At 37.0% G+C, this 26,125-nt stretch carries 25 protein-coding genes and 1 pseudogene; 20 read left to right on the top strand and 6 right to left on the bottom strand.

The genetic code is table 11. The annotated features are described in order from the left end of the window. Positions 1-13 precede the first annotated feature (13 nt). From MKX96_RS10510 to MKX96_RS10475, 8 genes are read left to right on the top strand one after another with little or no spacing between them, the layout of a single operon-like run. The gene (locus tag MKX96_RS10510; RefSeq protein WP_340883558.1) at positions 14-874 is read left to right on the top strand and encodes a branched-chain amino acid ABC transporter permease; all 861 of its coding nucleotides are present in this window, start codon (positions 14-16) and stop codon (positions 872-874) included. Between the two features lie 7 nt (positions 875-881). Next, positions 882-1,895: a branched-chain amino acid ABC transporter permease gene (locus tag MKX96_RS10505; protein ID WP_340883557.1), complete on the top strand. Its 1,014-nt coding sequence runs from the start codon at positions 882-884 to the stop codon at positions 1,893-1,895. Next, the gene (locus MKX96_RS10500; RefSeq protein ID WP_340883555.1) at positions 1,892-2,914 is read left to right on the top strand and encodes a 3-oxoacyl-ACP synthase; all 1,023 of its coding nucleotides are present in this window, start codon (positions 1,892-1,894) and stop codon (positions 2,912-2,914) included. Before MKX96_RS10505 ends, MKX96_RS10500 begins: the two co-directional genes overlap by 4 nt. 2 nt (positions 2,915-2,916) lie before the next feature. After that, entirely contained in the window at positions 2,917-3,810 is an 894-nt protein-coding gene (gene phaZ, locus MKX96_RS10495; protein ID WP_340885983.1) for an intracellular short-chain-length polyhydroxyalkanoate depolymerase, read from the top strand. A 2-nt stretch (positions 3,811-3,812) separates the two neighbouring features. Next, positions 3,813-4,553 (top strand): 3-oxoacyl-ACP reductase FabG, encoded by a 741-nt coding sequence (fabG, locus tag MKX96_RS10490; protein ID WP_340883553.1) that lies wholly within the window; start codon positions 3,813-3,815, stop codon positions 4,551-4,553. A gap of 18 nt (positions 4,554-4,571) precedes the next feature. Further along, positions 4,572-6,056: a class I adenylate-forming enzyme family protein gene (locus tag MKX96_RS10485; protein WP_340883552.1), complete on the top strand. Its 1,485-nt coding sequence runs from the start codon at positions 4,572-4,574 to the stop codon at positions 6,054-6,056. A gap of 57 nt (positions 6,057-6,113) precedes the next feature. Continuing rightward, complete coding sequence (locus MKX96_RS10480) at positions 6,114-6,536, top strand: acyl-CoA thioesterase (RefSeq protein WP_340883551.1); 423 nt, start codon at positions 6,114-6,116, stop codon at positions 6,534-6,536. 2 nt (positions 6,537-6,538) lie between these two features. After that, positions 6,539-6,844, top strand: coding sequence for a hypothetical protein (locus MKX96_RS10475; RefSeq protein ID WP_340883549.1), 306 nt, complete (start codon positions 6,539-6,541; stop codon positions 6,842-6,844). 74 nt (positions 6,845-6,918) lie between these two features. Here the strand turns inward: MKX96_RS10475 and MKX96_RS10470 are convergent, their stop codons facing one another. The 3 genes from MKX96_RS10470 to plsY all read right to left on the bottom strand — a co-directional run bounded on the left by MKX96_RS10470 (position 6,919) and on the right by plsY (position 9,069). Continuing rightward, the gene (locus MKX96_RS10470) at positions 6,919-7,269 is read right to left on the bottom strand and encodes a YciI family protein (protein WP_340883548.1); all 351 of its coding nucleotides are present in this window, start codon (positions 7,267-7,269) and stop codon (positions 6,919-6,921) included. A gap of 775 nt (positions 7,270-8,044) precedes the next feature. Continuing rightward, on the bottom strand, positions 8,045-8,341 hold the full coding sequence (locus MKX96_RS10465) for a HesB/YadR/YfhF family protein (RefSeq protein ID WP_340883546.1): 297 nt from the start codon (positions 8,339-8,341) through the stop codon (positions 8,045-8,047). Between the two features lie 122 nt (positions 8,342-8,463). Beyond that, on the bottom strand, positions 8,464-9,069 hold the full coding sequence (plsY, locus tag MKX96_RS10460) for a glycerol-3-phosphate 1-O-acyltransferase PlsY (RefSeq protein WP_340883544.1): 606 nt from the start codon (positions 9,067-9,069) through the stop codon (positions 8,464-8,466). 441 nt (positions 9,070-9,510) lie between these two features. On the opposite strand from plsY, the gene parE reads away from it, so the two are divergent. Genes parE through MKX96_RS10445 form a run of 3 tightly spaced genes read left to right on the top strand, consistent with a single transcriptional unit; the run spans position 9,511 to position 15,129 of the window. Continuing rightward, positions 9,511-11,481, top strand: coding sequence for a DNA topoisomerase IV subunit B (gene parE, locus MKX96_RS10455; protein WP_340883542.1), 1,971 nt, complete (start codon positions 9,511-9,513; stop codon positions 11,479-11,481). Continuing rightward, on the top strand, positions 11,478-13,910 hold the full coding sequence (gene parC, locus MKX96_RS10450) for a DNA topoisomerase IV subunit A (protein ID WP_340883540.1): 2,433 nt from the start codon (positions 11,478-11,480) through the stop codon (positions 13,908-13,910). The genes parE and parC overlap by 4 nt, the downstream gene beginning before the upstream one ends. A 16-nt stretch (positions 13,911-13,926) precedes the next feature. Further along, positions 13,927-15,129: an MFS transporter gene (locus MKX96_RS10445; RefSeq protein ID WP_340883538.1), complete on the top strand. Its 1,203-nt coding sequence runs from the start codon at positions 13,927-13,929 to the stop codon at positions 15,127-15,129. Here MKX96_RS10445 and MKX96_RS10440 read toward each other — a convergent pair. Further along, entirely contained in the window at positions 15,111-15,335 is a 225-nt protein-coding gene (locus MKX96_RS10440; protein ID WP_251553138.1) for a hypothetical protein, read from the bottom strand. The two genes, MKX96_RS10445 and MKX96_RS10440, sit on opposite strands and share 19 nt — an antisense overlap. Before the next feature lie 168 nt (positions 15,336-15,503). On the opposite strand from MKX96_RS10440, the gene MKX96_RS10435 reads away from it, so the two are divergent. The 5 genes from MKX96_RS10435 to MKX96_RS10415 all read left to right on the top strand — a co-directional run bounded on the left by MKX96_RS10435 (position 15,504) and on the right by MKX96_RS10415 (position 18,646). After that, positions 15,504-16,040, top strand: a complete 537-nt coding sequence (locus MKX96_RS10435) for a copper resistance CopC family protein (protein WP_340883537.1) — start codon at positions 15,504-15,506, stop codon at positions 16,038-16,040. After that, entirely contained in the window at positions 16,037-17,143 is a 1,107-nt protein-coding gene (locus MKX96_RS10430; protein ID WP_340883536.1) for a copper resistance D family protein, read from the top strand. The genes MKX96_RS10435 and MKX96_RS10430 overlap by 4 nt, the downstream gene beginning before the upstream one ends. Positions 17,144-17,268: 125 nt before the next feature. Beyond that, on the top strand, positions 17,269-17,775 hold the full coding sequence (locus MKX96_RS10425) for a GNAT family N-acetyltransferase (RefSeq protein ID WP_340883534.1): 507 nt from the start codon (positions 17,269-17,271) through the stop codon (positions 17,773-17,775). Between the two features lie 73 nt (positions 17,776-17,848). Then, the gene (locus MKX96_RS10420; protein ID WP_340883533.1) at positions 17,849-17,995 is read left to right on the top strand and encodes a putative holin-like toxin; all 147 of its coding nucleotides are present in this window, start codon (positions 17,849-17,851) and stop codon (positions 17,993-17,995) included. Between the two features lie 183 nt (positions 17,996-18,178). After that, a complete protein-coding gene (locus MKX96_RS10415) occupies positions 18,179-18,646 on the top strand; it encodes a GNAT family N-acetyltransferase (protein ID WP_340883531.1) in 468 nt (155 codons plus the stop codon). A gap of 13 nt (positions 18,647-18,659) precedes the next feature. Here the strand turns inward: MKX96_RS10415 and MKX96_RS10410 are convergent, their stop codons facing one another. Then, positions 18,660-19,067, bottom strand: coding sequence for a ribosomal maturation YjgA family protein (locus MKX96_RS10410; protein WP_340883529.1), 408 nt, complete (start codon positions 19,065-19,067; stop codon positions 18,660-18,662). 158 nt (positions 19,068-19,225) lie between these two features. Between MKX96_RS10410 and MKX96_RS10405 the strand changes: the two genes are divergently transcribed. From MKX96_RS10405 to MKX96_RS10395, 3 genes are all read left to right on the top strand, one after another. After that, complete coding sequence (locus tag MKX96_RS10405) at positions 19,226-19,717, top strand: RDD family protein (protein WP_340883527.1); 492 nt, start codon at positions 19,226-19,228, stop codon at positions 19,715-19,717. A gap of 523 nt (positions 19,718-20,240) precedes the next feature. Beyond that, the gene (locus MKX96_RS10400; protein WP_340883525.1) at positions 20,241-21,692 is read left to right on the top strand and encodes a carbon starvation CstA family protein; all 1,452 of its coding nucleotides are present in this window, start codon (positions 20,241-20,243) and stop codon (positions 21,690-21,692) included. A gap of 319 nt (positions 21,693-22,011) precedes the next feature. Beyond that, positions 22,012-24,033, top strand: coding sequence for a HelD family protein (locus tag MKX96_RS10395; RefSeq protein ID WP_340883524.1), 2,022 nt, complete (start codon positions 22,012-22,014; stop codon positions 24,031-24,033). Here the strand turns inward: MKX96_RS10395 and MKX96_RS10390 are convergent. Beyond that, on the bottom strand, positions 24,025-24,747 hold the full coding sequence (locus MKX96_RS10390) for a MerR family transcriptional regulator (protein ID WP_340883523.1): 723 nt from the start codon (positions 24,745-24,747) through the stop codon (positions 24,025-24,027). The genes MKX96_RS10395 and MKX96_RS10390 overlap by 9 nt on opposite strands. 301 nt (positions 24,748-25,048) lie before the next feature. Between MKX96_RS10390 and MKX96_RS10385 the strand changes: the two are divergent. Continuing rightward, positions 25,049-25,535 (top strand): annotated as a pseudogene (locus tag MKX96_RS10385) (tetratricopeptide repeat protein). The last annotated feature ends 590 nt before the right edge of the window (positions 25,536-26,125 follow it).

The following is a 26,125-nucleotide window of genomic DNA, read 5'->3' as shown; positions in this document are numbered from 1 at the left end:
AGGAGGAAGCTATATGGAGTTGATCATCAATTTATTAATAAACGGATTGGCAACTGGCATGTTGATATTTTTATTGGCAGCTGGATTAACCTTAATATTTGGGTTAATGGATGTCTTAAACTTTGCACATGGAGGCTTATTTGCCTGGGGTGCTTTTTCTGGAGTATGGTTTTACAGTTTGACCGATAGCTTTACCTTAGCTCTGATAGGAGCTATTTTAACGGGAGCTTTATTGGGATTTATAACCGAAAAGCTAATTATCACACCTGTTTACGGAAACCACGTACAGCAAATATTAATTACTCTAGGTTTCATGATTGTTCTTTCTGAAATGCTGAAGGTCGTTTTCGGACCAAACCAAATTCCAGCAAAAGTACCTCCTCTGTTAGCTGGAAGCTGGGAGGTTGGGGATGTCATCATTATTAAATATCGTTTATTTATAATCACCATTGGATTCATCGTGTTTGGTATTTTCCAATTCATTTTAAAACGAACAAAAATCGGTCTAACTGTACGCGCTGGTGTTATGAACAAGGAAATGGTGCAGGCGTTAGGTATAAATATAAAAAAGGTTTTTTTATATGTTTTTATGACAGGTGCAGCACTTGCAGCATTAGGTGGTGCTTTGATGGCACCCTATTCAGGTGTGGTATACGCTGAAATGGGCATGGAGTATGCAATATTAGCCTTCATTGTAGTAGTCATTGGAGGGATGGGTAGCTTTCCAGGATCATTAATGGCAGCTATTTTAGTAGGTTTGTCAGGGAGCTTCATGGCGTATTATGTTCCAGCTCTATCTCTTGCGGTAAATATGCTGCTTATGGCAGTCGTATTAATCTTCCGTCCACAAGGTTTGTTTACAGCGAAAGGATGATACAAGGATGAAGTTAAAATCTACATTTCAAGTTAAACATGGCGTATTGTTGTTAATTATCGCTGCATTTACCATATTTCCATTTGTCTCAGATTCTCGAACATGGACTATTCTGCTGACTCAAATATTCATCTTTTCCATATTAGCGATGAGCTATGATATTTTGCTCGGTTATACAGGAATTGTATCCTTTGGTCATGCTATGTTCTTCGGTATGGGAGCATATTCCACGGCTATTATGTTAAATCACTTTGAGTCAACAGTCGGAATGTTTATACTTTCCATTGCTGTAGGTATGGTTATTGCAGGGGTTATTAGCTTTTTAGTTGGATTGTTAACGCTACGTCTAAAAAGCCATTTCTTTGCCATGCTTACAATGGCGGTATCGGGACTATTTCTTGTCCTTGCAGAAAAGTGGAGAACTCTTACCTATGGAAATGATGGCTTTACATTTAGAGCTCCTGAAATTTTTAGAGATCGCATGGTTTTCTATCTGTTGGTATTAGGGTGCCTAGTCCTAGTTTATCTATTCCTAAGAAGATTTGTAAATTCTCCTCTAGGTAAAGTGTTGATTGGAGTTAGAGAAAACGAGCAAAGAACAAAGTCACTTGGATACAACACGCTCTATTATAAGGTAATTGCTTCAGTAGTTGCCGGGGTAATTGCCAGTCTAGCGGGATCGTTATATGCGATATCGTTACGCTTTGTCAACACCAGTGTACTGACGATGGATATCACACTTGATGCATTATTAATGACAATTATAGGCGGTGTAGGCACACTTATTGGTCCTATTATAGGAGCAGGAGTTATTGAATTAGCACAGCATTATCTTTCTGGGCTAGCTAAGGAACATCCGATTTTTGAAAGATGGATAATATTCTTCGGTATTGTTTATATTCTCGCCGTTATTTTCTTCCCTAGAGGCATAGTTGGAACCATTCAATATGCTTTTTGGAAACGGAAAAACAAAAAAAGTAATGTGGAAGTGACTACTAAAAGGAGGGAGTTAGCAAAATGACGATAGGGATTGTCAGTACTGGAATATATATTCCAACAGATATAATGACTGCTGAAGAAATCGCATTCCGTTCCAAACTCCCTATTGAAGTAGTCAAAAACAAAATGGGTATTTCAAAAAAGCCAATTCCAGGTAAAGATGATCATACAGTTGCAATGGGAATATGGGCAGCGGAGAAAGCATTGCAAAAAGGAAATGTGGATCCCAAATCTATCGATCTAATCATCTATATCGGGGAAGAGCACAAGGAATATCCTCTTTGGACAGCTGCCATAAAGATTCAAGAAGAGCTTGGCGCCTTTCACGCGTGGGGTTTTGATGTGGCGCTACGTTGTGGAACAACTATTATGGCAATGAAAGTAGCAAAGAGCATGATGCTCGCTGATCCCTCTATCCAAACAGTTTTGCTTGCGGGAGGTTACAGGAACAGTGACTTTATTGACTATACAAATGACCGGACGCGCTTCATGTTCAACCTAGGCGCAGGTGGAGCAGCAATGATTTTAAAAAGAGATTACGAGAAAAATACTGTTTTAGAGACGGATATTATCACGGACGGCTCTTTTTCAGAGGATGTATTGGTGCCTGTTGGAGGAACTAAGCAACCTTTATCACCTGAGCATTTGGAGAATGGTTTGTATCGATTAGATGTAATGGATCCCGAGGGCATGAAGGCAAGACTAGAACAAAAATCGATGGACAATTTTTTAAAGGTTGTTAGGAATGCGCTTTTGAAAAGCGGATACAGTGACAAGGATATCGATTATCTTGCCATCCTTCACATGAAAAGGTCTGCACATGATTATGTCCTAGGTGAGCTAGGTTTGAATACCGAACAATCTATTTATTTAAGTGATTATGGGCACGTCGGACAAATGGATCAAATTATATCATTGGAATTGGCTGAAAAATCAGGGAAAATAAAAAGTGGAGATATTGTTGTTCTAGTAAGTGCTGGCATTGGCTACGCGTGGGGAGCAATAGTTATTAAATGGGGAATTGAAGGGAGAAATATATGAACATGACATTGCAAAAAGTAACATTGGCAAATGGGGAGTCAATTACTTATAGGGAAAGAGCAGGAGGTAAACGGATCCTCGTACTTGTTCATGGCAATATGACGTCATCAAAGCATTGGGATCTACTAATGGATGCTTTGGATGATTCATTTACTGTAATCGCTTTGGATATGAGAGGTTTTGGAGGCTCTACTTATCATACACGAGTAAATGGGATAAAGGATTTTTCAAATGATCTAAAAAATTTTGTCGACCACCTTTCCATTAAAAAGTTTGACTTGATCGGCTGGTCTACTGGGGGCGCAGTATGTATGCAGTTTGTTGCTGATTTTCCTGGGTATTGTGAAAAGCTGGTTCTATTGGCGTCAGCATCCACGAGAGGATATCCATTCTTCGGTACGAATGCAGATGGCACCCCTAACTATAATGAAAGGCTACAAACAATTGAGCAAATCGAGGAAGACCCATCAAAAACGAAGGCGATGCAAGGATTGTATGATACAAAAAACAAAGAGGGCTTAAGGGCTGTATGGAATGCTGCAATCTATACACAAAGTAAACCGAATGAGCAATTATATGAAGAATATCTAGACGATATGCTGACACAACGAAATTTAGCTGATGTGTATCACAGCTTAAATATATTTAATATTGGTAAAGAGCATAATGGAGCCGCAAAAGGAACAAACCAGGCAAAGGATATAACCATACCAGTTCTTGTTCTTCGTGGAGATCGAGATTATGTAGTATCAGAGCAAATGACACAAGAAATCGTTGCAGATTTGGGTGACAATGCTACATATATCCCTTTAGTTAACTGCGGCCATTCTCCCTTAATTGATGATTTGGAGCAATTGTTAAGTGCTGTCGAACCATTTTTAAAGGGGGAAAAATAATTATGAGACTTCAAGATAAAGTAGCAATTATTACTGGAGCCGCTAACGGTATTGGGTCCGCGGCTGTTCAACGGTTTGTTGAAGAAGGAGCAAAAGTAGTTTTGGCTGATTTCGATTATCAGGCAGGCAAATCTCTAGAAAATGAATTAAGAGAACAAGGATATTCCGCATTCTTTGTCCAGGTGGATGTGGCAGATCGAAAAAGTGTTGATGCAATGGTGGAACAAACGATTGAACGGTTTGGAGAGATTCATATTTTGATAAATAATGCAGGGATCACTCGTGATGCCATGCTAACTAAAATGACGGAAGAAGATTTCAGTCGAGTGTTAGATGTCAATCTAACAGGTGTATTCAATTGCACGCAGGCAGTTGTTCCACACATGGTAGCAAATCGATTTGGGAAAATAATTAATACTTCCTCCGTTAGTGGAGTTTATGGAAACGTAGGTCAGACCAATTACGCTGCTTCAAAGGCTGCGGTCGTAGGAATGACGAAGACATGGGCAAAAGAACTAGGAAGAAAAGGCATCAATGTGAATGCAGTAGCACCTGGGTTCACTTTAACGAAAATGGTAGCGAAAATGCCTGAGAAAATTATTGAACAGATGCAGTCTGTTGTGGCTCTCCAACGACTAGCAGAACCACGCGATATTGCAAATGCATATTTATTTTTAGCCTCCGACGAATCTAATTATGTTCACGGGCATGTACTACAAGTAGATGGCGGTATCATGATGTAAGGAAAGGGCGTTGCCAAAATGTTATCTGAACAAGCATGGATTTATAAAAGGGCTATCCTCTCTCCAACTAAGAAGGCTTTAATAGATAGTAGTAGCGGCAAGGAATGGACCTATGAAACATTATGGGAACAAGCAAGAGGATGGGCCAACTATTTTGAGCAACAAGGATACAAAGTTGGGGAGAGAATCGTGGTTCTTTCTCATAATAGAATAGAACTATTTGCATTATTGTTTGCCTGTGGTTTGAAAGGACTTATCTATGTGCCGTTAAATTTCCGGTTAAGCACCAAAGAATTACAATATATACTAGATAATTGTTCGCCAGTGGCCGTCATTTACGATGACGAGCATAGATACTTAAGTACATTTTTCCCTACCTTTAAAACAATTATTTTGTCGAGTATAACACTCACCAATAATAGTGACTTTCATCTGAACACGGATTGGAAACCGGATGATCCTTGGCTCATTATTTATACAGGCGGGACAACTGGAAGTCCTAAGGGAGCAGTACTATCCTTTGACAATGTCAATTGGAATGCGATCAATACAATCATCAGCTGGGGATTAAACGAAGAGGACTGTACACTAAACTATATGCCTATGTTTCATACTGGAGGACTAAACGCATTATGCATACCTATTTTAATGGCGGGGGGTACCGTGGTCACAGGTAACAAGTTTCAAGCAGAGGAAGCTTTAAAATACTTGGACTCCTACAAGACTACTCTGTCTTTGTTTGTGCCGACGATGTATCAAGCGATGTTAGAAACAGAGTATATCAATAAGTCGCTTTTCCCTACAGTTAAGTGTTTTTTATCCGGTGGAGCGCCTTGTCCTCACACGATCTATAATAAGTTTGAAGAGATTGGAATTTTGTTTAAAGAAGGCTACGGTTTGACGGAGGCAGGACCAAACAACTTTTTCGTCCATCCAGAGAAAGCTATGCTTAAAAAGGGGACGGTAGGCAAGTGTATGCAATTCAATGAAGTAAAAGTAATAAACGAAAATGGGGAATCTTGTCAACCAAATGAAGTAGGAGAGCTATACGTTTCAGGGAGACACGTTTTTAAGCACTACTGGAATAATGATGGGGAAACGGAAAATACATTTGAGGGCAAATGGTTAAAAACTGGAGACCTTGCAATCTTTGACGAGGATGGAGATTTCTTCATAGTGGGACGTAAAAAGGAGATGATTATTTCAGGAGGAGAGAATATTTATCCTTTAGAGATAGAGCAACGCCTTACGGAGCATCCTAATGTAAAGGAAGCAGCTGTACTCGGATTAGAGGACGTAAAATGGGGAGAGTGTGTGACTGCTTTTATTTCTTGTGCTAACTCATCTGTGTCAGAGCAGGAGCTGATCGATTATTGTAAAGTAACGCTAGGAAGCTATAAGGTTCCTAAGAAGATTTATTTTCTAGAAGAACTGCCGAGGACAGATGTAGGTAAAATTAATAAGAAACTATTAAAAGAGATAGCTTTAAAAGCTGCGGAGTAACACTTTCCAGCTTTTTTTGCTATCTTTTTGTATAATAGAGGTTGAGGTGACTAAGAGATGTTTATAAGTGAAAAAGAAATTGAAGTACGATACGCAGAGACCGATCAAATGGGAGTAGTATATCATGGTAACTATTTAGTTTGGTTAGAGATGGGACGAACTCAGCTTATACAAGATTTGGGTTTCTCTTATGCAGGTTTAGAAAAGGATGGATACTTATCACCAGTAACCAATGTAAATATTAATTATAAAACACCGGTAAAGTACGGAGATAAAGTCAAAGTACGAACATGGATTGAAAAGCATGGAAGACTAAGAACAACCTATGGTTATGAAATTGTACATACAGATGGCACGCTGTCTTCTACAGCAACAACGGAGCATGTAGTCGTTCGAAAAGAAGATTTTAGACCAGTATCACTTGCGAAGATAGATGCAGCTTGGGATAATAAATATAAAGAAATCGTGAAGGAATCTTAACTGTGGCTTTTGGTATTAATAGAGATGAGCTAAAAAATTGGAAACAGTCAGTGGAAAACAAGGAAATCGCTTTTCTTACTCACTATTGGTTGGATGAACGCTTTCCTGGATGTAACACAGTTACCAAGGTTGGCTGCTGTGATATTACTAAGCTAATTAAGTGGGGTAAACAGTATAACTTAAAGGAAGAATGGATCGACTACAAGGAAGGTTATCCTCATTTTGATCTTTTTGGTAAATACGAATATGAGATTATGGAAAAAGAAAATTTATTGGAGCAGTTAAAAAGATTTCGTCCATTAAAATAAAAGTGAGCTTGGAGTCATATCCAAGCTCATTTATTGTTTTTAAGTATAAATGAGCTCATAGAAGATGGTGTTCGTTAAAAGACTTGACGTAATTCAATCTGGCCTTCCCCATATCCTTGAGGGTCAGGCATCTTCATCGCCCACTCAACCGCTTCTTCTTTTGACTCCACTTCAATTAGTATAAACCCTGCAATCAAATCTTGTGACTCCGTAAATGGACCTTCCGAAACCACAGGCTTTTCCCCAGGTATAGGGAATGTGAGTCGAATCCCATTGGAAGTAGGATGTAGTCCTTTAGCCATAACACGTACGCCTGACTTCACTAAATCCTCATTAAATTTTGTCATGGCTTCCATGAGCTCTGGGCTCGGGAGATTTCCGGCTTCTGAATTCCTTGAGGCTTTTACGATTAACATAAATAGCATGATAAATTCCTCCCTCTTTTTAGAAAAGTCATATTCCAAACAAATAAATATTAGTGAAAACTATAATCCCTCAAATTGTACTATAATTCTAATTTTACCACAATAAGGATTATTGTGATTTTTTATTAAATTAGCCAGGACAGTCAGTAAAAAAAATGCCTTAAATACTTACATTGGAATGTCTAATATCAGCACTTTTTTTCAATGGCTACGCTAAAGGTGAAGGTTATAAAAATACACATAAAAATGAGCTAGGATATTTTCTCCTGGCTCATTTTACTTTGATATTGATTTTTGCTAACACAACCCCTTATTTGATTAAGTACCTTTATCATAATACTGTCTATATAATACATCATCCATATGATAAAATTTACCAGAAGAGGAGGCTGCATTATGATTTCATTTTCATACAAAGCAATGGGTTTTGTTTTCTTATTATCATTAGGATTTATTTATTCATGTTTGCGGATTGGACAAATGACGGGAGAAGTATCCGAAGCAGTAACCACGCATATACTTTTCAAATTATTTTTTTCCGTTTTTTTTATAATAAGTTTAATTATATTTATTTATGGGTGGAAGAAGGATAAGTAAATATGTGTCCTAAAGTATTCAACGTAATAATGCTCAATTCTACTTAAACTAACCTATGAAGTTAGTTTAAGGGTAACACTATAAACAAAACCATCTCACGAAATATCAAACCAAGCCATTTAAATAGCCTTTTCATTAAAAAAGGCAGTAACGCTTTTGAAAACGTTACTCCCTTTGGCTATCTAGCTTTTTTATAGGAATATTCAAGCTCATTTGATTGGTCATTAAATGAAACATAAAGGTCATGTCCAGTGAAATACCATTCATCTCTCTCTTCTATAAAGAACATGATCTCTTCATGTAAGAGAGTTACAGATGGTTCGAATGGAGTATCCTTTGTCACACCTAGTGAGAAAGCCTCTTGTATTGGACTTGAGCCTCCATATCGAGCATAGAAACGAATTTTGTCTCCTTTTTCTGCTTCCATTTCCTCGCGGAACCATTTTAAAGCATCTCCAGAGATATTGATTTTCATGCGAACCACCAAGCTTTCTTTAAATTTTACGATGTTTTTCATGGGTTTAGTCTAAAGCTTTTTAATAGGTTCCGCAAAGAATTTGTTTAACTCTTTAGCAACAGGATGCTTCGATTAAATAGTTAAATCCACTTGACCTTTGGCTCAGTTCCATTTTTAATGCGCTCTATATTCGAACGATGACGATAGAAAATAAAGATTGCAAGTAAAAATACGATTACGATTAGTGGCCAATCTTCTTTGACCGTAAAATAGTAAACAATAGAGTAGATGAGTGCAATGATGGCTAAACACATAGAGGATAGAGATACCATTTTTGTTATTTTTAATATAATAAAAAATCCTACAACTAAGATTACAAATATCGGCCAGTTATAGCCTAATAGGATCCCACCTGATGTAGCCACTGCTTTTCCGCCTTTAAACCCAGCGAACACAGGATAAATATGTCCAATGACAGCAACTACCCCTAAAATAAGAGGATGCACGTTTGTTGAAGCAAAAAATGGAAGCAAACCTAACAAAGTGGCTGATGTCCCTTTAAGAATGTCCATAATTGTTACGGCCAACCCAGCCTTTTTACCGAGCGTTCGGAAAGTGTTAGTTCCACCTAGATTGCCACTACCATGCTCACGTATATCAATGTTGTAAAATAGCTTTCCAACCCATAGACCAGATGGGATTGACCCAATTAAATAAGCAAGCAAAAGTAAAATGAGTATTGTCATAGTGTGCTCCTTCTATATCTATCTATTAATAATATAATAACTTTCTTATTTTACCATGTAGATGAGTTGTTATTCAATGACAAGTAATGCAGTTCTAAAGGATAGTTCAAGCGTAATCTATGCCAGTTTATCCTGTAAAGTAAGCACAAAACGGATTATTAAAAATTTTTAAATGGGTTCCTACTGAAAAAATCCAAGTTTTTACGATATACTTAATATACAACTGTTTTTTTAACAACTGGATTAAAACATTGTTTAAAAGTAAAGAAGGAATTAACTAGGTGAATAGAGAATGCAAGAAAAGGGTAGATTGCATTCTAATTGAACTTTCACTACAATTGAAGTCTGGCCTGTCCTTCAGCGCTATTGACATAATGACAATCTGTTTGTAGGCTTAAATAGAAAGAAGAACAAACGTTTTGTTTTTTTGGAGGGAACGAATTGAGTAAAAACAATAATTTAACAAGCTATGGCGATGATGATATTCAGGTGCTTGAGGGCTTGGAGGCCGTAAGAAAAAGACCGGGAATGTATATTGGATCAACAGATTCTAGAGGTCTTCACCATTTGGTCTATGAAATAGTAGATAATGCGGTGGATGAAAGCCTTGCTGGATTCGGTGAACATATTATAGTTACAATCCATTCAGACCAAAGTATAACGGTAAGAGATTTTGGACGAGGTATGCCTACTGGTATGCATAAGACAGGCGTTCCTACTGCGGAAGTGATTTTTACTGTACTACACGCAGGTGGTAAATTTGGACAAGGCGGCTATAAAACAAGTGGAGGTCTACATGGTGTAGGTGCCTCTGTAGTAAATGCTCTCTCCTCATATGTAGATGTAGTCATTCATAGAGATGGGAAAAAATTTGCACAACGCTTTGAAAATGGTGGAAAAGTAGTCGAATCACTAAACCAAATAGGGACTACAAAAGAAACAGGAACATCCGTACATTTCTTACCAGATAGCAAAATCTTCTCCACTACTAAATTTAACTATGAAACACTTTGCGAAAGACTTAGAGAATCAGCTTTCCTTTTAAAAGGATTAAAAATCGAATTATTTGATGAACGTACCGAAGCCCATGATGTGTTCTATTATGAAACAGGCATAGAAGCTTTCGTCGCCTATTTAAATGAAGAGAAAGATGTACTACATCCTGTTTTTTATATGGAAGGTAGTCATGAAGAAATTGAAGTAGAGTTTTCTTTCCAATTTAATGATGGTTATTCGGAAACCATCTTATCCTTTGTAAATAATGTTAGAACAAGAGATGGCGGGACACATGAAACAGGTGCTAAATCAGCGTTAACACGTGTATTCAATGATTATGCCCGAAAAACGGGATTATTAAAGGAAAAAGATAAAAACTTAGATGGCTCGGACATTCGTGAAGGAATCTCCGCTATCGTATCTCTTAGAATTCCCGAGAATCTATTGCAATTTGAGGGGCAAACGAAAGGGAAATTGGGTACTAGTGAAGCAAGAAGTGCGGTAGATTCTGTTGTGTCTGAAAAGCTACAATACATCCTCGAAGAAAACTCCGAGTTATCCGCTTCTTTAATCCGAAAAGGGATTCGTGCTCAGCATGCTCGAGAAGCAGCAAGAAAAGCGCGTGAAGATGCTCGTAATGGAAAAAAACGAAAACCATCCGAGTTATTATCAGGTAAACTTACTCCTGCTCAATCTAGAAATGCGAAGAAAAATGAGCTATATCTAGTAGAGGGTGACTCTGCTGGTGGTTCTGCTAAGCAAGGTAGAGATCGAACGTTCCAAGCAATCCTACCGCTTAGAGGAAAAGTTATTAATACAGAGAAGGCTAAGCTAACCGACATCATGAAAAATATCGAAATTGCTACGATTATCCATGCAATTGGTGGTGGGGTTGGAGCAGATTTCAAGATAGAAGATATTGCATACGACAAAATCGTCATTATGACAGATGCCGATACCGATGGAGCACATATACAAGTACTATTGCTTACGTTCTTCTATCGATATATGAAGCCATTGATTGAAAACGGCAACATCTATATTGCCATGCCTCCTTTATACAAGGTATATAGAGGAATGGGGAAAAAAGAAGTCTCCGAATATGCATGGACTGAAAAAGAGCTCAATGCAGCTATGCAGAGAATCGGAAAAGGTGTTATGCTTCAACGTTATAAAGGTCTTGGAGAGATGAATGCCGATCAATTATGGGATACAACTATGAACCCTGAGACTCGAACTTTAATACGTGTGACGATTGAAGATGGGGCACGTGCCGAGAGACATATAACAACATTAATGGGGGATAAAGTAGAACCTCGAAGAAAATGGATAGAAGCAAATGTTAACTTCAGTTTAGATGATGATTCAAACATCTTAGAAAATGAAAGAATTCACACGGAGGATGAATTAGTATGACACAAACCGAAAGATATCAAAATTTACCGTTAGAAGAAGTAATAGGTGATCGGTTTGGACGTTATAGTAAATACATCATTCAAGACCGCGCTTTACCTGATGCTCGCGATGGACTAAAGCCAGTTCAACGTCGTATTTTATTTGCAATGCTTCAAGAAGGAAATACAAATGACAAAGCCTTCCGTAAATCCGCTAAAACGGTTGGAGTTGTAATTGGTAACTATCACCCTCATGGTGACTCCTCTGTATATGAGGCAATGGTTCGTATGAGTCAGGATTGGAAACTACGTCATATGCTAGTCGAAATGCATGGGAATAACGGTTCAGTTGACGGGGACCCACCCGCTGCTATGCGTTATACTGAAGCAAGGCTTTCCGCCATATCACATGAGCTATTAAGAGATATTAACAAAAATACGGTGGATTATATTCCTAACTTCGATGATTCGGATATGGAGCCTATGGTTCTTCCTGCTCGTTTTCCTAATTTACTAGTAAACGGTGCCACTGGAATTTCCGCAGGATATGCGACAGATATACCCCCGCATGCTCTACATGAGGCACTTGATGCAGTTTTAATGCGCATGGAGAATCCAGCATGTACAGTGGATGAACTTATGACAGTTATAAAAGGTCCTGATTTTCCAACAGGTGGAATTATACAAGGTATCGAGGGTATTAAGAAAGCTTATGAAACGGGAAAAGGTAAGATCGTTGTACGCTCAAAAGCTGAGATTGAAGCGATTAAAGGTGGCAAAGAACAAATTGTCATTACAGAAATTCCGTATGAAATCAATAAAGCTAATTTAGTCAAAAAAATCGATGAGCAGCGATTAGACAAACGATTAGACGGAATCGCAGATGTTCGAGATGAATCAGACAGAACCGGTTTGCGTATTGTTATAGAGATGAAAAAAGAAGTAGACGCTCATGGTATATTACAATACCTATTTAAAAACACAGATTTACAAATAACGTATAACTTTAATATGATTGCCATTCACAATCGTAGACCAACAATGATGACATTGCCTCTACTACTTGATGCATACATCAATCATCAAAAAGAGGTTGTTACTCGTAGAACAATTCATGATTTGAATAAAGCACAAGAGCGCCTCCATATCGTCTCAGGTCTGATGAAAGCCTTATCCATCTTAGATCAGGTTATTAAGACGATACGTGCCTCTAAAGACAAAAAAGATGCTAAAAACAATCTGATAAAAGCGTATGAATTCTCTGAAGCACAGGCTGAGGCTATCGTTTCCTTGCAGCTATATCGTTTAACTAATACAGATATAACGGAGCTACAAGAGGAAGAGAAAAAATTAAATCTGCTGATCACGAGTTTAGAAAACATACTTGCGAAGGAATCTGTTTTGATGAAAACCATCAAGAAAGAGCTACAGGTTGTACGCAAACAGTTTGCTGAACAACGTAAATCTGTAATCGAAAATGAGATAGAAGAGATTAAGGTTACACTAGATGTGTTAATACCATCTGAAGAGGTTATTGTAACTGTTACAAAGGATGGATACATTAAGCGAACAGGTATGAGATCCTTTAATGCATCTAGCGGACAGGACTTTGCTATAAAAGAGTCAGATTATCTTCTCTATCAAGAGTCTATCAATACGCAGCATCACCTGCTATTGTTTACTTCTAAAGGAAATTACATTTATCAGCCAGTGCATGAATTACCTGATATTCGATGGAAGGACCTTGGACAGCACATATCTAGCATTGTTCCTCTTGATACAAATGAGACTATTATTAATGTTATTGGGATTGAATCATTTGATTTAGACTTATGTGTTTTAACTGCCACAAAAGAAGGTCAGATCAAACGATCACTTCTTTCGGATTATGTAGTGCAACGCTATGCTAGACCTATAAAAACGATTAAACTCAAGTCGACGGATGAGGTTATATTAGCTCAGCTAGTAGCGCCATCAGATGAAATACTTATGACAACGCATTTAAGTTATTCTGTTCGCTTCTCTTTAGACGAAGTGCCAATTACAGGAGTAAAAACAAGTGGCGTTAAAGGGATTAATCTTAAAGATGATGATTATGTAGTGAGTGTAAACGTAGTTTCACAACAAAGCACTGAGGATATTATGCTGATAACTCAGCGTGGTTCCATCAAACGTATGCACCTTTCCGAAGTCGAGCCAGGAGCTCGAGCTAAAAGAGGACTTGTCACGCTCCGTGAATTAAAAACTAACCCGCATCGCGTATTTGCTGTTGTCCTAGCTAAAAAATCAGATGGATTAGTAGTAGAAACAGTAAAAGGACATCAGGAAATGATTGAAGTGAATAGCTTCCGTCCAACAGATCGTTATTCTAATGGATCCTTTGTAATAGATACGGAGAAGGATGGCCAACTTCTAAGAGCTTGGAAGAAGTCAATAGAACAAGAATCCTAAAAGAGGGAAAAAGGATATGTGGAGAAATAGAAACGTTTGGATTGTTCTACTAGGGGAATTAGTTGCTGGTTTAGGACTTTGGAGCGGTATAATAGGAAACCTGGAATTTATGCAGGAAAAGGTCCCCTCTGATTTCCATAAGTCCTTGCTGCTTGCTAGTGGTTTACTTGCAGGAATTCTTGTAGGTCCACTAGCAGGTAGAATAATCGATCAGTCCAATAAAAAAAAGGTATTAATCCTTTCTGGTATCGGTCGACTATTTAGTGTGTTATTTATGTTTGTTGCTATTGCTACAGGATCCATTTGGTGGATGCTATTATTTCTAATAAGTCTGCAGGTTTCTGCTTCCTTTTACTTTCCAGCTTTACAGGCGACTCTGCCGTTAATTGTTAAGGATGAGGATTTACTTCAGTTAAACGGTTGGCATATGAATGTTTCCACTATTGCTAGAGTAGCAGGTACGGCAATTGGAGGGCTTGCATTAGTTTACTGGCCTATTCAATCATTGTATATCATTTCGATGATAGCTTATGCAGGTATCCTTGTGTTTACTTTTATGCTCAAAATAGATGAGAGCACTAAGGAAAAAATGCTAGTAAGTAATGGACCTAGAAAAGATGGTTTTAAAGAGGTTTTTCCTATGCTTAAAGGGAATATGCCTGTCATGCTGACACTACTCCTAACCTTAATACCTGTATTATTTTTAGGCTCCTTTAACTTGATCGTCATTAATATTAGTGAGATTCAAGATTCATCTTCTATAAAGGGAGTTATTTATGCGGTCGAGGGTGTAGCCTTCATGATTGGTACCCTTGCTATTAAGTATATTGGGAAAAGATACAGCACTAAATCTATTCTCTTCACTTTCGTATTTGTCATTGGTCTTGCTGAGATCTCTATGTATTTTGTTGCAAACCCAATTTTAACACTAGTAAGCTTCGCTTTGTTTGGTTTCTCTATTGGCTGTTTTTATCCAACAGCATTAACCATTTTCCAAAAGCAAGTTCCGAAAGAGTATCATGGTCGATTCTTCTCTTTTCGAAATATGCTGGACCGAATTTCGTTCCAAATTGTTTTGTTATCGACAGGTGCCATGTTAGATTTAATTGGTCTTCCGTACATGATGGTCATATTCGGTGTATTTAGTATAGGTTTAACAACTATTTTTCTTTTGCAAATTCAGAAAAGAAAGCTATCGTTTCAAATACCAACTGCATGAACATAATAAAAAGCATTTCCATCGGGGTATAAACCTTGTTGGAAATGCTTTTTATGTTTGTTATGAAGGTGATGCAATTTTTCCTTTTTAGTTTTAGTCTTTCTAACATGAGTGCTGAATTCAATGTCATTTCTCATCGATGATACATCTTTTCCAGTTGTTCTTAGCTGATGAAGTCTTTTTTTCTTGGCATGTGATTTAGCCATATGAATCTCTCCCTTTATAATAGTTTACATCATCCATATTAGAGAAATTGATTGTAAAATTCAATCTTTATCGTAATTCTATAGATTGTGGTATAAGTAATAGAGAGCACTATACTCATTTATGTCTCTTTAACTAGAAAACGTACATTATACTTAGGAGGTCCTTTTATGAAGAAAATCATATTCTTAATCACCATCTGTATACTCCTTATGGGCGGAAAGGCTTTTGCTCATACAGGTTTAGAAAGCTCAAACCCTTCAGATGGAAGCACAATCACAGATCCAATAGAAGAAATAACACTAACTTTTTTAACAAAGATAGAACAAACGAGCTCTTTCAAGATATATGGAGCAAATAGCGAAGAGATTCCGGTAAAAGACATTGTAGTCGTTGACGATATAATGACTGGTACAGTAGATGGTATGGAAAATGGAGAGTATACATTAACATGGAATATAATAGGTGCTGATGGACATCCGATTCAAGGAGACTTATCATTTACCGTAAATCTTCCTGTTGTTGAAAATCCAGTGGAGGTAACTGAAGAAGCTAAGACTGATGTTGAAGAAACTGCTCCTCTTGTAGAGACAAACGAGGTGGAAAGTGACTCATCCTCCAACGGCTTCTTTACATGGATGATTATCGGTTTAGTAATCGTTTTAGCTGCTAGTTTCTGGTGGATAAATGGGCGAAATAAAAAATGATGATGCTTTTATCAACCATTAGCGAAGCCTTTTTATATGCCTGCTTTGCATTGTTAATGGGGAGCTTTATATTTTCACTCATGCCAGAAGATCTAAAGCCAACGATTGTAGTTTCTAAAAAGGCAAAGTTAATAGCAGTTGCTGGTATAGCAGTATTTTCCTTTATGCCAGTATTCAATATATTGATTTATTTGCTGGAGGAATACAGTTTTCTCTATGTATTAGAATCAGTATTATTGACGTTTGAAATAGGTAAGGCTTGGATCGTAACGATTGTGATCACCATTTTTCTAGTAGTCTTTATTTGTTTATTTGACGATAGAAATTCACCTGCCTATCCTATTTTGGGGATTGGATTACTGCTTGCGATGGTCGCAGCAATGAGCTGGACTACTCACTCACACTCTGTTTATGGTATACAAGGCTTTATCACGCATTTTATCCATTTTGGGACTGTGACTGTTTGGATAGGCGTATTAACGATGGTAGCTTGGTTTTCTATTAACAAAGAGAATTGGATAGCCTTTTTAAGCTGGTTCCATACAATGGCTGTTTTTTGCTTTGCGATTATCTTTGTGACTGGTCTAACGTTAATGTCATACTCGATGACTATCACTGAATATCCGAATTCATGGATGCAGCCCTATGGTCAAAGCCTTCTGATCAAACATTTATTTATCCTTCCCTTGATAGGTTATGCATTCATTAATGGATTTTTGATGAAAAGAAAGCTACGTGTAAAAGAAAATATGGATCCAAGACCTTGGACAAGATTAGAATCTGTTATCGTATTATTGATCTTTGCGGCAACAGGTGCTATGAGCCAGCAGGAGCCACCACACAACAATGTGTTGCTAAGTAAAGAAACACTTTTACAATCCTTCGGTATCTTACCGTCTAGTGAAGGCTCTTTAGTTCCTTTAACTGTGGAATTTGTGGCAAATTACAAAGGTATTTCCTTTGGTATTCTAGCAATGGCCTTTTTAGCTATTAGCATCTATTCCTTTATCAAAAGAATGCCGCCAATATTCTCATTTATTATGAGCATCTTATTAGTCCTATGTGCATTATTTGCCATCTCATTTAGCGTAATAGCGTATTAACTAAAAAAGCACTTCTTACAAGGGATCTCTCCTTTGAAGAAGTGTTATTTTATTATATTTATATATAAACTAATAATTACTTGTCGTATAATATGAGAAAACATTGAGAAATGAAGGGATTAGGCATGATTCATAAAGAGATAGCTATCAGAAAACTGATGGAGAACGATTGGGAAAAGGTGCGCGCGATTTTTATAGAGGGTATCCAAACCGGAAACGCTACCTTTCAAACGGAGGCTCCTACATGGGAGGAATGGGATGCTAACCATACAGCCAATTGCAGACATGTAGCGGTGTTGGAGGATCAAGTCGTAGGTTGGGTTGCCCTAAGCCCAATTTCAAGTCGAGAGGCCTTTTCTGGAGTTGCTGAAGTAAGCATTTATATATCTGGTTCAGCGACCGGTATGGGGATTGGCGGAAAGCTTTTAAAGCATCTGATTGAAGAAAGTGAAGAACAAGGATTTTGGACAATTCAATCCATGATCTTTCCAGAAAATGAAGGAAGTATTCACTTACATAAAAAATATGGATTTGAAACAGTCGGTACGCGAAAACAAATGGGTAAGCTGAACGGTGTCTGGAGAGACGTCGTATTATTAGAAAGAAGAAGCTCTACATTAGGAAAGGATTAAAGTTTATATATGGTAGAGTTATGAGATATAATAGATATCAAATAGATTAGTAATCTCATGGGTGGTTGGCACAATGATCCCTTATGTCACGGAAAAAGCGAGACAGGAGGGAGGTGCTGCCTTTTTGACTGTATTTGAATCCCTTGTAATTATGATTAGCTTTGGTTCGCTAATTATTGCTTTAATTACTTTGGCACTTTCAATGACACAAAAAAAGTAACCCACCTGTGAGTTAGCGCTCGGATGGGTTACTTTGCCTTAAGAGCCAATCCCCATTGAAGGGAACTAGTCTATTTTGCCGCTCGGATGCTACCAACATCTAAGCGGTTTTTTTATTTTATACATTTCTTAACACGAGTATACCAATATTTTATGCTAGTATCAATTTAAAGGGAGTGATGAAATGAATATTAAACTGGCTGAAAGAAATGATCTCGTTTCAATTGTAAATACCCTAGACAAAACGACGCTGAAGCTATTAAGGAAAGGAATTGAGCAATGGTCTTATCCATGGCCAACATCAATCGTAGAAGAGGAAATAAATCAAGGCTTAGTCTTTAAGATGGAGTTAGATAATGAGATAGTGGGAACTTTTATGATAAAGCCTATCCATCGACTAAATAGCCTATATATTAACCCAAACAGTCTATATGTAGGAAGAATTGCTATTATACCCGAATACCAAGGTAAAAACCATGGTATCTCCGTTATTAACTTTTGCCGTTCTTTTTCTAAGGAACACAAAAAAGATATGTATTTAGACTGTTGGGCCGGAAATAACAAGCTTAAGTCATTTTATAGTGGCTGTGGCCTAGATTATTTAGGAGATTTTCCTGAAGATGATTATCTTATAAGTATATTTCAATTTTAAGAAGTTTATTTAGTTAGGAGGTGGTTTGTTTAAGGAACTTGTTCCATAAAGCATCAAACAAATATGCTATACCTACACCTAATGTATATCTCCAAAGATCTTCGATTAAAAATCCTCTTCCAAATATTAAAGCCCCAAGTGTATTTCCTCGGATACTATTCATCCACTGACCTTGATATAACTGACTAAACTCAATTCCAAAACAAAAGATTAAACTGATGCATAAGGAAATAAGAGGCGGCTTAGTAACGAAAATGAATCTTGCCCCAAAATACACCATGGCTGCCCAAAGTGTGTCACCAGCATTATCGGCTACCATTTCTATAAGCAAGTAATCATATTTTCTAGAAGCTAGTCCTAACACTATCATGAGAAAAGTAAGTGCCAAATACGTGATGCGAAAATGAATAATTGGCTTCAAAGTATACACTCCTAAAAAATGTGTAATAAATATGGTAATTCCTATATTTTCTGACAAAATAATAGTTTATTTAAATTTACATAGTATAATTAATATTGTATTTGTCTGAATAAAGAGTTAAATAAAAGATTACTTGAAGAGAAGGAGAGTGAAAAACTATGGAAAGAATATTATTTAACCTAGCAAGTGCTCCCAGAAGAATTATAGCATTTTTAGTGGATAGCTTACTCTTTTTATTACTGGCTATTATCATTTCATTCATTGTCAAAGGTGATTTTGATAGAAGTTTTATAGACAGCAAATATTGGGACGCAATCTTTGCATTATATTTAACGATTCTCCCAGTCGTTTGGAGCGGCTATACCGCTAGCAAGAAAATGCTCAACATTAAAATAGTTCGTTTAGATGGAGAACTGGTAACCTTCCAAAATATGCTATTAAGAGAACTAGTCGGCAGGTACTTATTGGGGGTTGTAAGTTTTGGTATAACTACCGTCGTAAGCTTTTTTATGATCATATTTCGCAAAGACAAGCGAGGTATACACGATTTAATAGGTGGGACAATAGTAGTTCCAAGTAATAAGAAAAAAATGCATTATTCATCTGAAGAGGAATTATTAACGGGAGAGAGAGAAACTATACGTCTTTAGATTATTAATTTCTTATTCTCTTAGTATACATACAGAGAAATGGTGGGGAGCGGATGAGCGAGCGATTTGATTTGAGTCTTAAAAACAAGGAAGTTAGGATGTGGTTTTATATTATATTGCCGACAGCTGTCGCATGCAGTATAACCTTATTATTTATTAATCCTCATTACGCTTACATTCCACAAGTGATAATTTTTATTGCCTGGATTATCTATTACTTATGGAGATTTTTTCATAGACGTCATAGAGATCATTATTTCAATATGTAAAATGGATTGTTGTCTTTTCAGTAATTTGGTCAAATACATAACTAAGAAAGTGAACTACAAATCAAGTAGTTTAATCTTATTTTAGATTGTGAATGCTGACTTATTTAAAATTATAATAGGAATAACTACTTCAGAAGATAAATATAAATACAAGAAAACGGTTACATAATAACAGGGTTTTCAAATAATGTGACGACTGAGAAATATAGGTTATAAATTTAAAGTTAAAAAATAATTATAGAGGGGGAAAAACCATGATTACCTTTTTAATTGCAATTGTAATTCTTGTGATTGCTTATTTTACGTACGGGAAGTTTATTGAAAAAATATTTGGTCCAAAAGTAGACAGAATGACACCCGCCTATGCTAATCAAGACGGGGTAGATTATGTGCCTATGAGTAAGAATAGGAACGCTTTAATACAATTATTGAACATAGCCGGAACAGGACCAATTTTCGGGCCGATTATGGGAGCGTTATATGGACCTGTTGCTTTTATCTGGATTGTCGTGGGAGCTATTTTCGCTGGAGCAGTTCATGATTATTTAACAGGCATGATATCCATTCGGAACCGCGGAGCACATATTCCTGAACTTGCTGGTAAATTTCTAGGGAAGTTTTCCAAACACTTAGTAAACGTTTTTGCTCTATTATTACTGTTACTAGTTGGTACTGTGTTTGTCACTACACCAGCTTCCTTATTTAGCGCACTCATGGATAATAGAATAGCATTAGGTTATATCATTGCAGCTATCTTCATTTACTATTTCTTATCTACAGTATTACCAATAGATAAAATCATTGGTCGCCTTTACCCGTTCTTCGGTGCAATTTTATTAATCGGAACACTTGGAGTTGGCGGAGCATTAATGTTCTCTGATTATACAATTCCTGAATTGACTTTAACGAATATGCACCCAGCAGGGCTACCTATATTCCCAATCCTATTCTTAACGATTACTTGTGGAGCTTTATCTGGCTTTCACGCAACACAATCCCCGATTATATCTAGGACTACTCAAAATGAAAGTCAAGGACGATATATTTTTTACGGAATGATGATTACCGAAGCAGTTATCGCAATGATTTGGGCTGCTGCTGCAATGAGCATGTTCGATGGGCAAGGGTTACAAGGATTAATCAATGAGGGTACTGCTTCTTTAGTAGTTAAAGAGGTATCTATGACCTTACTAGGAGCAGTAGGTGGAACAATCGCTGTATTAGGTGTAATTGTACTACCGATCACATCAGGGGACACAGCATTCCGTGCAGCCCGTTCGATTATTGCTGATTATTTAAATATCAATCAAGCAAAATTAACTAAACGTCTTGCAATCGCGATACCATTGTTTGCAATTTCATTCCTATTAACGAAAATAGATTTTAATATTTTATGGAGATATTTCTCTTTTGCAAACCAAGGAACATCTGCACTAGCTTTATGGATTGCTACGATGTATCTAATGGTAAAAGGGAAGAATTACTATGTCAGCTTAATTCCTGCACTTTTTATTACCGACATGATAGCAGTCTATATACTAAATGACGCAAAGCTTGGATTTGGATTAGCTTACGGAACAGCACATATCGGTGCACTAATCTTTACAATCATTATTACTATACTCTTCTTTAAGAAGGCGAAGAAAAATAAAAAAGAAGGCTTACAAGTTGATTTAGAGGAAACAAAGGTAGTACCAGTTCCTTAAATAAACGAGATGGGTAGTTCGCTGCCCGTCTTTTTTTTATGGTTTAGGAAATTATAAAATTCTGAACCTGTGGATAAATTGATGTCTAGCTCCACCGCCTTGCCCCTCGGGGTCAAATGGGAAAATACTGCTCCTGCGCAAGCTCGTCGCAAACAAGAGCGTTTGCGGTGGCTGAGGAACTGCCTCCTCGCATTTTCCCATTTGCCTGTCGGGGCAGTGACAGGCGCTTGCGCTTTTCTTGTGGTCAAACCCTCCATTATTACACCAGCGAAAAAATAATTGTTAGAATTGGCTTTGGTGTTTAAAGGGAGGGCAAACAATGATGGATAAAAAAGAGATAACATATTTTGAAAAGATTGAAGCTGATCTTAAAAAAGCTTATCAACGTCTATTAGTAGATATAAATAATCAGGATCAAAACTATAAAGAATTACAAAAATATACGATTGAGTATAAAAGTGAGCTCGATAAATTTGAAGTGTATGATTATCAACAGACGTTAAATATGATCGATAAACAAGGGCTTGCTCAAGTATTAGAAAGAGAACAAATAAAAAAGCTGATCGAGTCACCTTATTTCGGTCGATTTGATTTTGTCTATAATGGAGAAGAACAGGACGATGCGGAAACCTTTTACATTGGGCGATTTGGTTTTAGAGATGAAGAAGGTACTTCGCTTATCTATGACTGGCGTGCACCCATTTGTAATATGTATTATGAATTTGAGCTAGGGAAAGCTTACTACGAAGCCATGGGAAGATGTTTTGAAGGAGAACTCATAGGCAAACGTCAAATCAAAATCGAAAACTCACAGATTAAATATGTCGTAGAAAGCTCATTGACGATTCAAGATGAGGTTCTACAACAAACACTCAATCAACATGCTAGCGACAAGATGAAAACAATCATCACTTCCATTCAAAAAGAACAAAACAAGATTGTGCGTAATGAATCAGCCTATAACGTCATTATACAAGGGGTTGCTGGGTCAGGGAAAACAGCAGTTGCATTACACCGTATAGCTTATTACCTTTATAAATATAGAGACACCTTACGTGCAGATCGAATATTCATACTGTCACCAAACAAAGTGTTTGGTGACTACATCTCGTCCGTATTGCCAGAGCTTGGGGAGCAGCCTATTCGTTCCTTTACTATTGACGATTTGACGGAAAGCTTATTGCCGCCGGCTGTCACGTTCACTTCCTATGAACAGGAAACGCGAGCAATTATAATGGACCCTTCTGGAGAGCTGGCTACACGTGCGAAAATAAAGTCTAATTATTCATTTGTGGAACAACTAGACACATACTTAAGCGACTTAGATACAAAGTTATTAAAGAAAGAATCCATATCGATTGCAGATACAGAATTTACAGCTGATTATTTAAAAGGACGTTTCTTTCAGTATCGAAAAGAACCGGTCGCTACTCGTTTAGAGCTGCTGGCAGATGATATTCTTCAGGTATTAAAAGCTAAACGAAACGGGGAAGGGACATACCCAAGTAAGAATGAGATTGTGAAGAGATTAAAAAAACGATTGTTATACACGACTCCATTAGATATCTATCGTCATTTCATAGAGGAACTAGGAGAAGATTTATTTAAGTACTCAAAAAAGACGTTTGAATTCAATGACGTATATCCGTATCTATACGTTCAGTTATATTTTAAAGGCATTAAAACCTTCGAGCTGGTACAGCATTTTGTGCTCGATGAAATGCAAGACTATACGCCAATTCAATATGCAGTTCTATCGAAAGTGTTTAACTGTAAGCGGACTATAATAGGTGACTTCAGCCAAGCATTACTGCCATATGAAACTATTTCAAAGGAATCCTTCGAAAACATATTCGCTAGTATAGAATATGTAGAATTGACGACAACTTATCGATCCTCATATGAAATAGCCATGTACGCAAAGAAATTTATGCGAACCGGTGATATTCATCCAATTGCTCGTCACGGGGAAGAGCCAGGAGAAATGATTTATGAAACTTTTGATGAGATGATAGCGATGATTCATCAAATGATTCAAAATGAATATAAAACGACAGCTATCATTTGCAAGACAGAAAACGATTTAAATAGGCTTATAAGCAGCTTAACAGTTCCATTTCATATTTTAGATGGACAAACAGAAAAATTTGAAGCTGGCCTTCTTGTCACTACGATCCAGTATGCAAAGGGCTTAGAATTTGATGCAGTTTTGGTGCCCTTTGTAGATGAGTTTAACTACCATACGTCTTATGACCAAGGCTTACTTTATATAGCCACTACAAGAGCAATGCACCAATTAACAATGTTCATCGATGCAAACAACAGATCTCCATTATTGTAGCTTTTCTAAAATCGCAATGATTAACTTCACGTTATTCATTGCTTTTTTTAGGTTTACTTCCAGTTCATCGGTTACATGATAAAATTCATCTTTAAATTTAGCTGAGCTCAATAGGGACTGAATATCCGTTACATGGTTTACCGATTCAATTTCTTCGAAAAGGTGAAGGATACTTGCGATAGAGAAGTGTGCGCTACGTAGTGTACGAATAATCAGTAGCTTTTGAATATCTGAGGCTGCGTACTGCCGGCGATTTTGTGCATTGCGAGGAACTCCAAATAAGCCGTTCCGCTCCCAGTTTCGAACCGTTTCCTCTGTTAATTGCAGTTGTTTGCAAGCCTCTTTATGTGTGAAAAAAGGTGAATTTGCTGTTTCCTCATGAAGCAATTTATCCACCGACTGAATAGCCTTCGTCATATAGTCGTATTCCGAATGTAAGAAGCTTAGATAGGCTTTGGCAGACAGCAAACTATTCTTAAATGCTTCTTGTCCACTAAGTAAAACAATTTCTGTAGCCATTTTACGTAAATTATTTTGGATAAATTCCTGCATAAAGGCAAGTCGTGCAATATACAGCTGTTGTAGATGAATATTACTATATACACGATATCCATTTTCTTTTCTTGGAACAGGGGAGATAAACTTCCACTCCTCGTATAGACGAACGGTATTTGGATGAATTTGCGCTTTTTTAGCAATCTCACTTGTTCTCATATAAGATCGCCCTTTCTATCTTTATGTATTATAAGTATGTACATCTACATTAAACGTATCATATTAATTTTAATACAGTATAGGTAAGATGCGTACATTTTTATAGATTTATTGATGAAGAACAGCACGATCTAAAAAGGCTTTTAACGGAGCACTTAACTAGTATCGTATAGGAGCAGATTCTCTAGATAGCTAGAGACTGAGCAAGCAGGAAGTACCCTATTGTCTGAAATTGCCAAGCTATTGTATTCTTTATATATAATAAGGTTAGTATTTTTTAAAAGCAGGAAGGTGAGTTACGATGGAAAAAATGATAGAACAAGCATTACATTTAAGAAAAGAGGGCCATTTATTAGAATCGAACAGTACTTTTCTTCAATTGGTCAAAGAATTTCCTCAAGATGCTTATATTAACTACCAATGTGCCTGGAGCTTTGACGCACTAGGAAAGGAGTCACAGGCCGTTCCGTTTTATGAGACAGCAATTAAGTCTAGGATTACCTGAAAAAGACCAGGAAGGGGCATTCATAGGCCTTGGAAGCACATATAGAACTCTTGGAGAGTATGATAAGTCCCAAAAAACCTTGGAGCAGGGGCTAAAACAATTTCCAACTAATAGAGCGATGCAAGTTTTTTTAGCGATGACTCTTTACAACTTAGAGTGCCATCAGCAAGCTATGGAACTTTTACTGAAAAATATAATGGAGACGTCGAATGATGAACGTATTCAAAGCTATAAAAAGGCGATTGAATTTTATTCAAACAAGTTAGATCAGACTTGGAAATGAACAAATATTACGATGAAGAAGGAATTGGGATTATTGAAGTACTTTATAAGTATGTTTTATCAAGTTATTAGATAAAAACGGAAAATCTGTTGGAAAACAGCAGGCGTTATTTATCCAAAATGACGAATTTTACGTGATGGAAACAAATGTTCTATTTATGTTGATTGGAAGTTTTGGATGAAGATGGCGCTAGAAAAAGCCCGTATTGGCTTATTTTTTACATCTATAATGCTTATAATTGGAAATATTTTTGCTGCTAAACCCCTTTAGAACAATAGGCGTCTACTGTCTACGAAGAGGGAGCATAGGCGAAATGAGTTTATTATAGTATTCTAATAGAAAAATTTTGCTTACTAATTACCAGTATAACTATCCGACTAGCTGACATGGATATTCGACAAAGGAACACATTAACTCGTCGTATACACATATGACATTTTCCATTTTAGAGGAATCTGTTGAAAACTTCAGAAGGCAAAATTTTTTCTGTGATACAAATATAAAGAGATAGAATATTTGTAGATCTGGATGGTGAAAAATTCTGAAGGAACATTGTAAGATAAATTGAACAATTAAAAGAGGGAATATTA

The organism is Psychrobacillus sp. FSL W7-1493, assembly GCF_038004905.1.
GTDB lineage: Bacteria > Bacillota > Bacilli > Bacillales_A > Planococcaceae > Psychrobacillus.
Note: the sequence above shows the minus strand (reverse complement) of the source record. Positions and strands in the feature narration are given on the sequence as shown.

What these genes read in the sequence shown, in the direction of transcription:
- fabG (WP_340883553.1), top strand. Translation starts at nt 3,813, where the DNA reads ATGAGACTTCAAGATAAAGTAGCAATTATTACTGGAGCCGCTAACGGT.
- MKX96_RS10435 (WP_340883537.1), top strand. Translation starts at nt 15,504, where the DNA reads ATGAAGAAAATCATATTCTTAATCACCATCTGTATACTCCTTATGGGC.
- MKX96_RS10395 (WP_340883524.1), top strand. Translation starts at nt 22,012, where the DNA reads ATGATGGATAAAAAAGAGATAACATATTTTGAAAAGATTGAAGCTGAT.
- parC (WP_340883540.1), top strand. Translation starts at nt 11,478, where the DNA reads ATGACACAAACCGAAAGATATCAAAATTTACCGTTAGAAGAAGTAATA.
- MKX96_RS10400 (WP_340883525.1), top strand. Translation starts at nt 20,241, where the DNA reads ATGATTACCTTTTTAATTGCAATTGTAATTCTTGTGATTGCTTATTTT.
- MKX96_RS10505 (WP_340883557.1), top strand. Translation starts at nt 882, where the DNA reads ATGAAGTTAAAATCTACATTTCAAGTTAAACATGGCGTATTGTTGTTA.
- plsY (WP_340883544.1), bottom strand. Translation starts at nt 9,069, where the DNA reads ATGACAATACTCATTTTACTTTTGCTTGCTTATTTAATTGGGTCAATC.
- MKX96_RS10405 (WP_340883527.1), top strand. Translation starts at nt 19,226, where the DNA reads ATGGAAAGAATATTATTTAACCTAGCAAGTGCTCCCAGAAGAATTATA.
- MKX96_RS10470 (WP_340883548.1), bottom strand. Translation starts at nt 7,269, where the DNA reads ATGCTATTTATGTTAATCGTAAAAGCCTCAAGGAATTCAGAAGCCGGA.
- MKX96_RS10445 (WP_340883538.1), top strand. Translation starts at nt 13,927, where the DNA reads ATGTGGAGAAATAGAAACGTTTGGATTGTTCTACTAGGGGAATTAGTT.
- MKX96_RS10415 (WP_340883531.1), top strand. Translation starts at nt 18,179, where the DNA reads ATGAATATTAAACTGGCTGAAAGAAATGATCTCGTTTCAATTGTAAAT.
- MKX96_RS10485 (WP_340883552.1), top strand. Translation starts at nt 4,572, where the DNA reads ATGTTATCTGAACAAGCATGGATTTATAAAAGGGCTATCCTCTCTCCA.
- MKX96_RS10480 (WP_340883551.1), top strand. Translation starts at nt 6,114, where the DNA reads ATGTTTATAAGTGAAAAAGAAATTGAAGTACGATACGCAGAGACCGAT.
- MKX96_RS10425 (WP_340883534.1), top strand. Translation starts at nt 17,269, where the DNA reads ATGATTCATAAAGAGATAGCTATCAGAAAACTGATGGAGAACGATTGG.
- MKX96_RS10510 (WP_340883558.1), top strand. Translation starts at nt 14, where the DNA reads ATGGAGTTGATCATCAATTTATTAATAAACGGATTGGCAACTGGCATG.
- phaZ (WP_340885983.1), top strand. Translation starts at nt 2,917, where the DNA reads ATGACATTGCAAAAAGTAACATTGGCAAATGGGGAGTCAATTACTTAT.
- MKX96_RS10465 (WP_340883546.1), bottom strand. Translation starts at nt 8,341, where the DNA reads ATGAAAATCAATATCTCTGGAGATGCTTTAAAATGGTTCCGCGAGGAA.
- MKX96_RS10390 (WP_340883523.1), bottom strand. Translation starts at nt 24,747, where the DNA reads ATGAGAACAAGTGAGATTGCTAAAAAAGCGCAAATTCATCCAAATACC.
- MKX96_RS10500 (WP_340883555.1), top strand. Translation starts at nt 1,892, where the DNA reads ATGACGATAGGGATTGTCAGTACTGGAATATATATTCCAACAGATATA.
- MKX96_RS10420 (WP_340883533.1), top strand. Translation starts at nt 17,849, where the DNA reads ATGATCCCTTATGTCACGGAAAAAGCGAGACAGGAGGGAGGTGCTGCC.
- MKX96_RS10430 (WP_340883536.1), top strand. Translation starts at nt 16,037, where the DNA reads ATGATGATGCTTTTATCAACCATTAGCGAAGCCTTTTTATATGCCTGC.
- MKX96_RS10440 (WP_251553138.1), bottom strand. Translation starts at nt 15,335, where the DNA reads ATGGCTAAATCACATGCCAAGAAAAAAAGACTTCATCAGCTAAGAACA.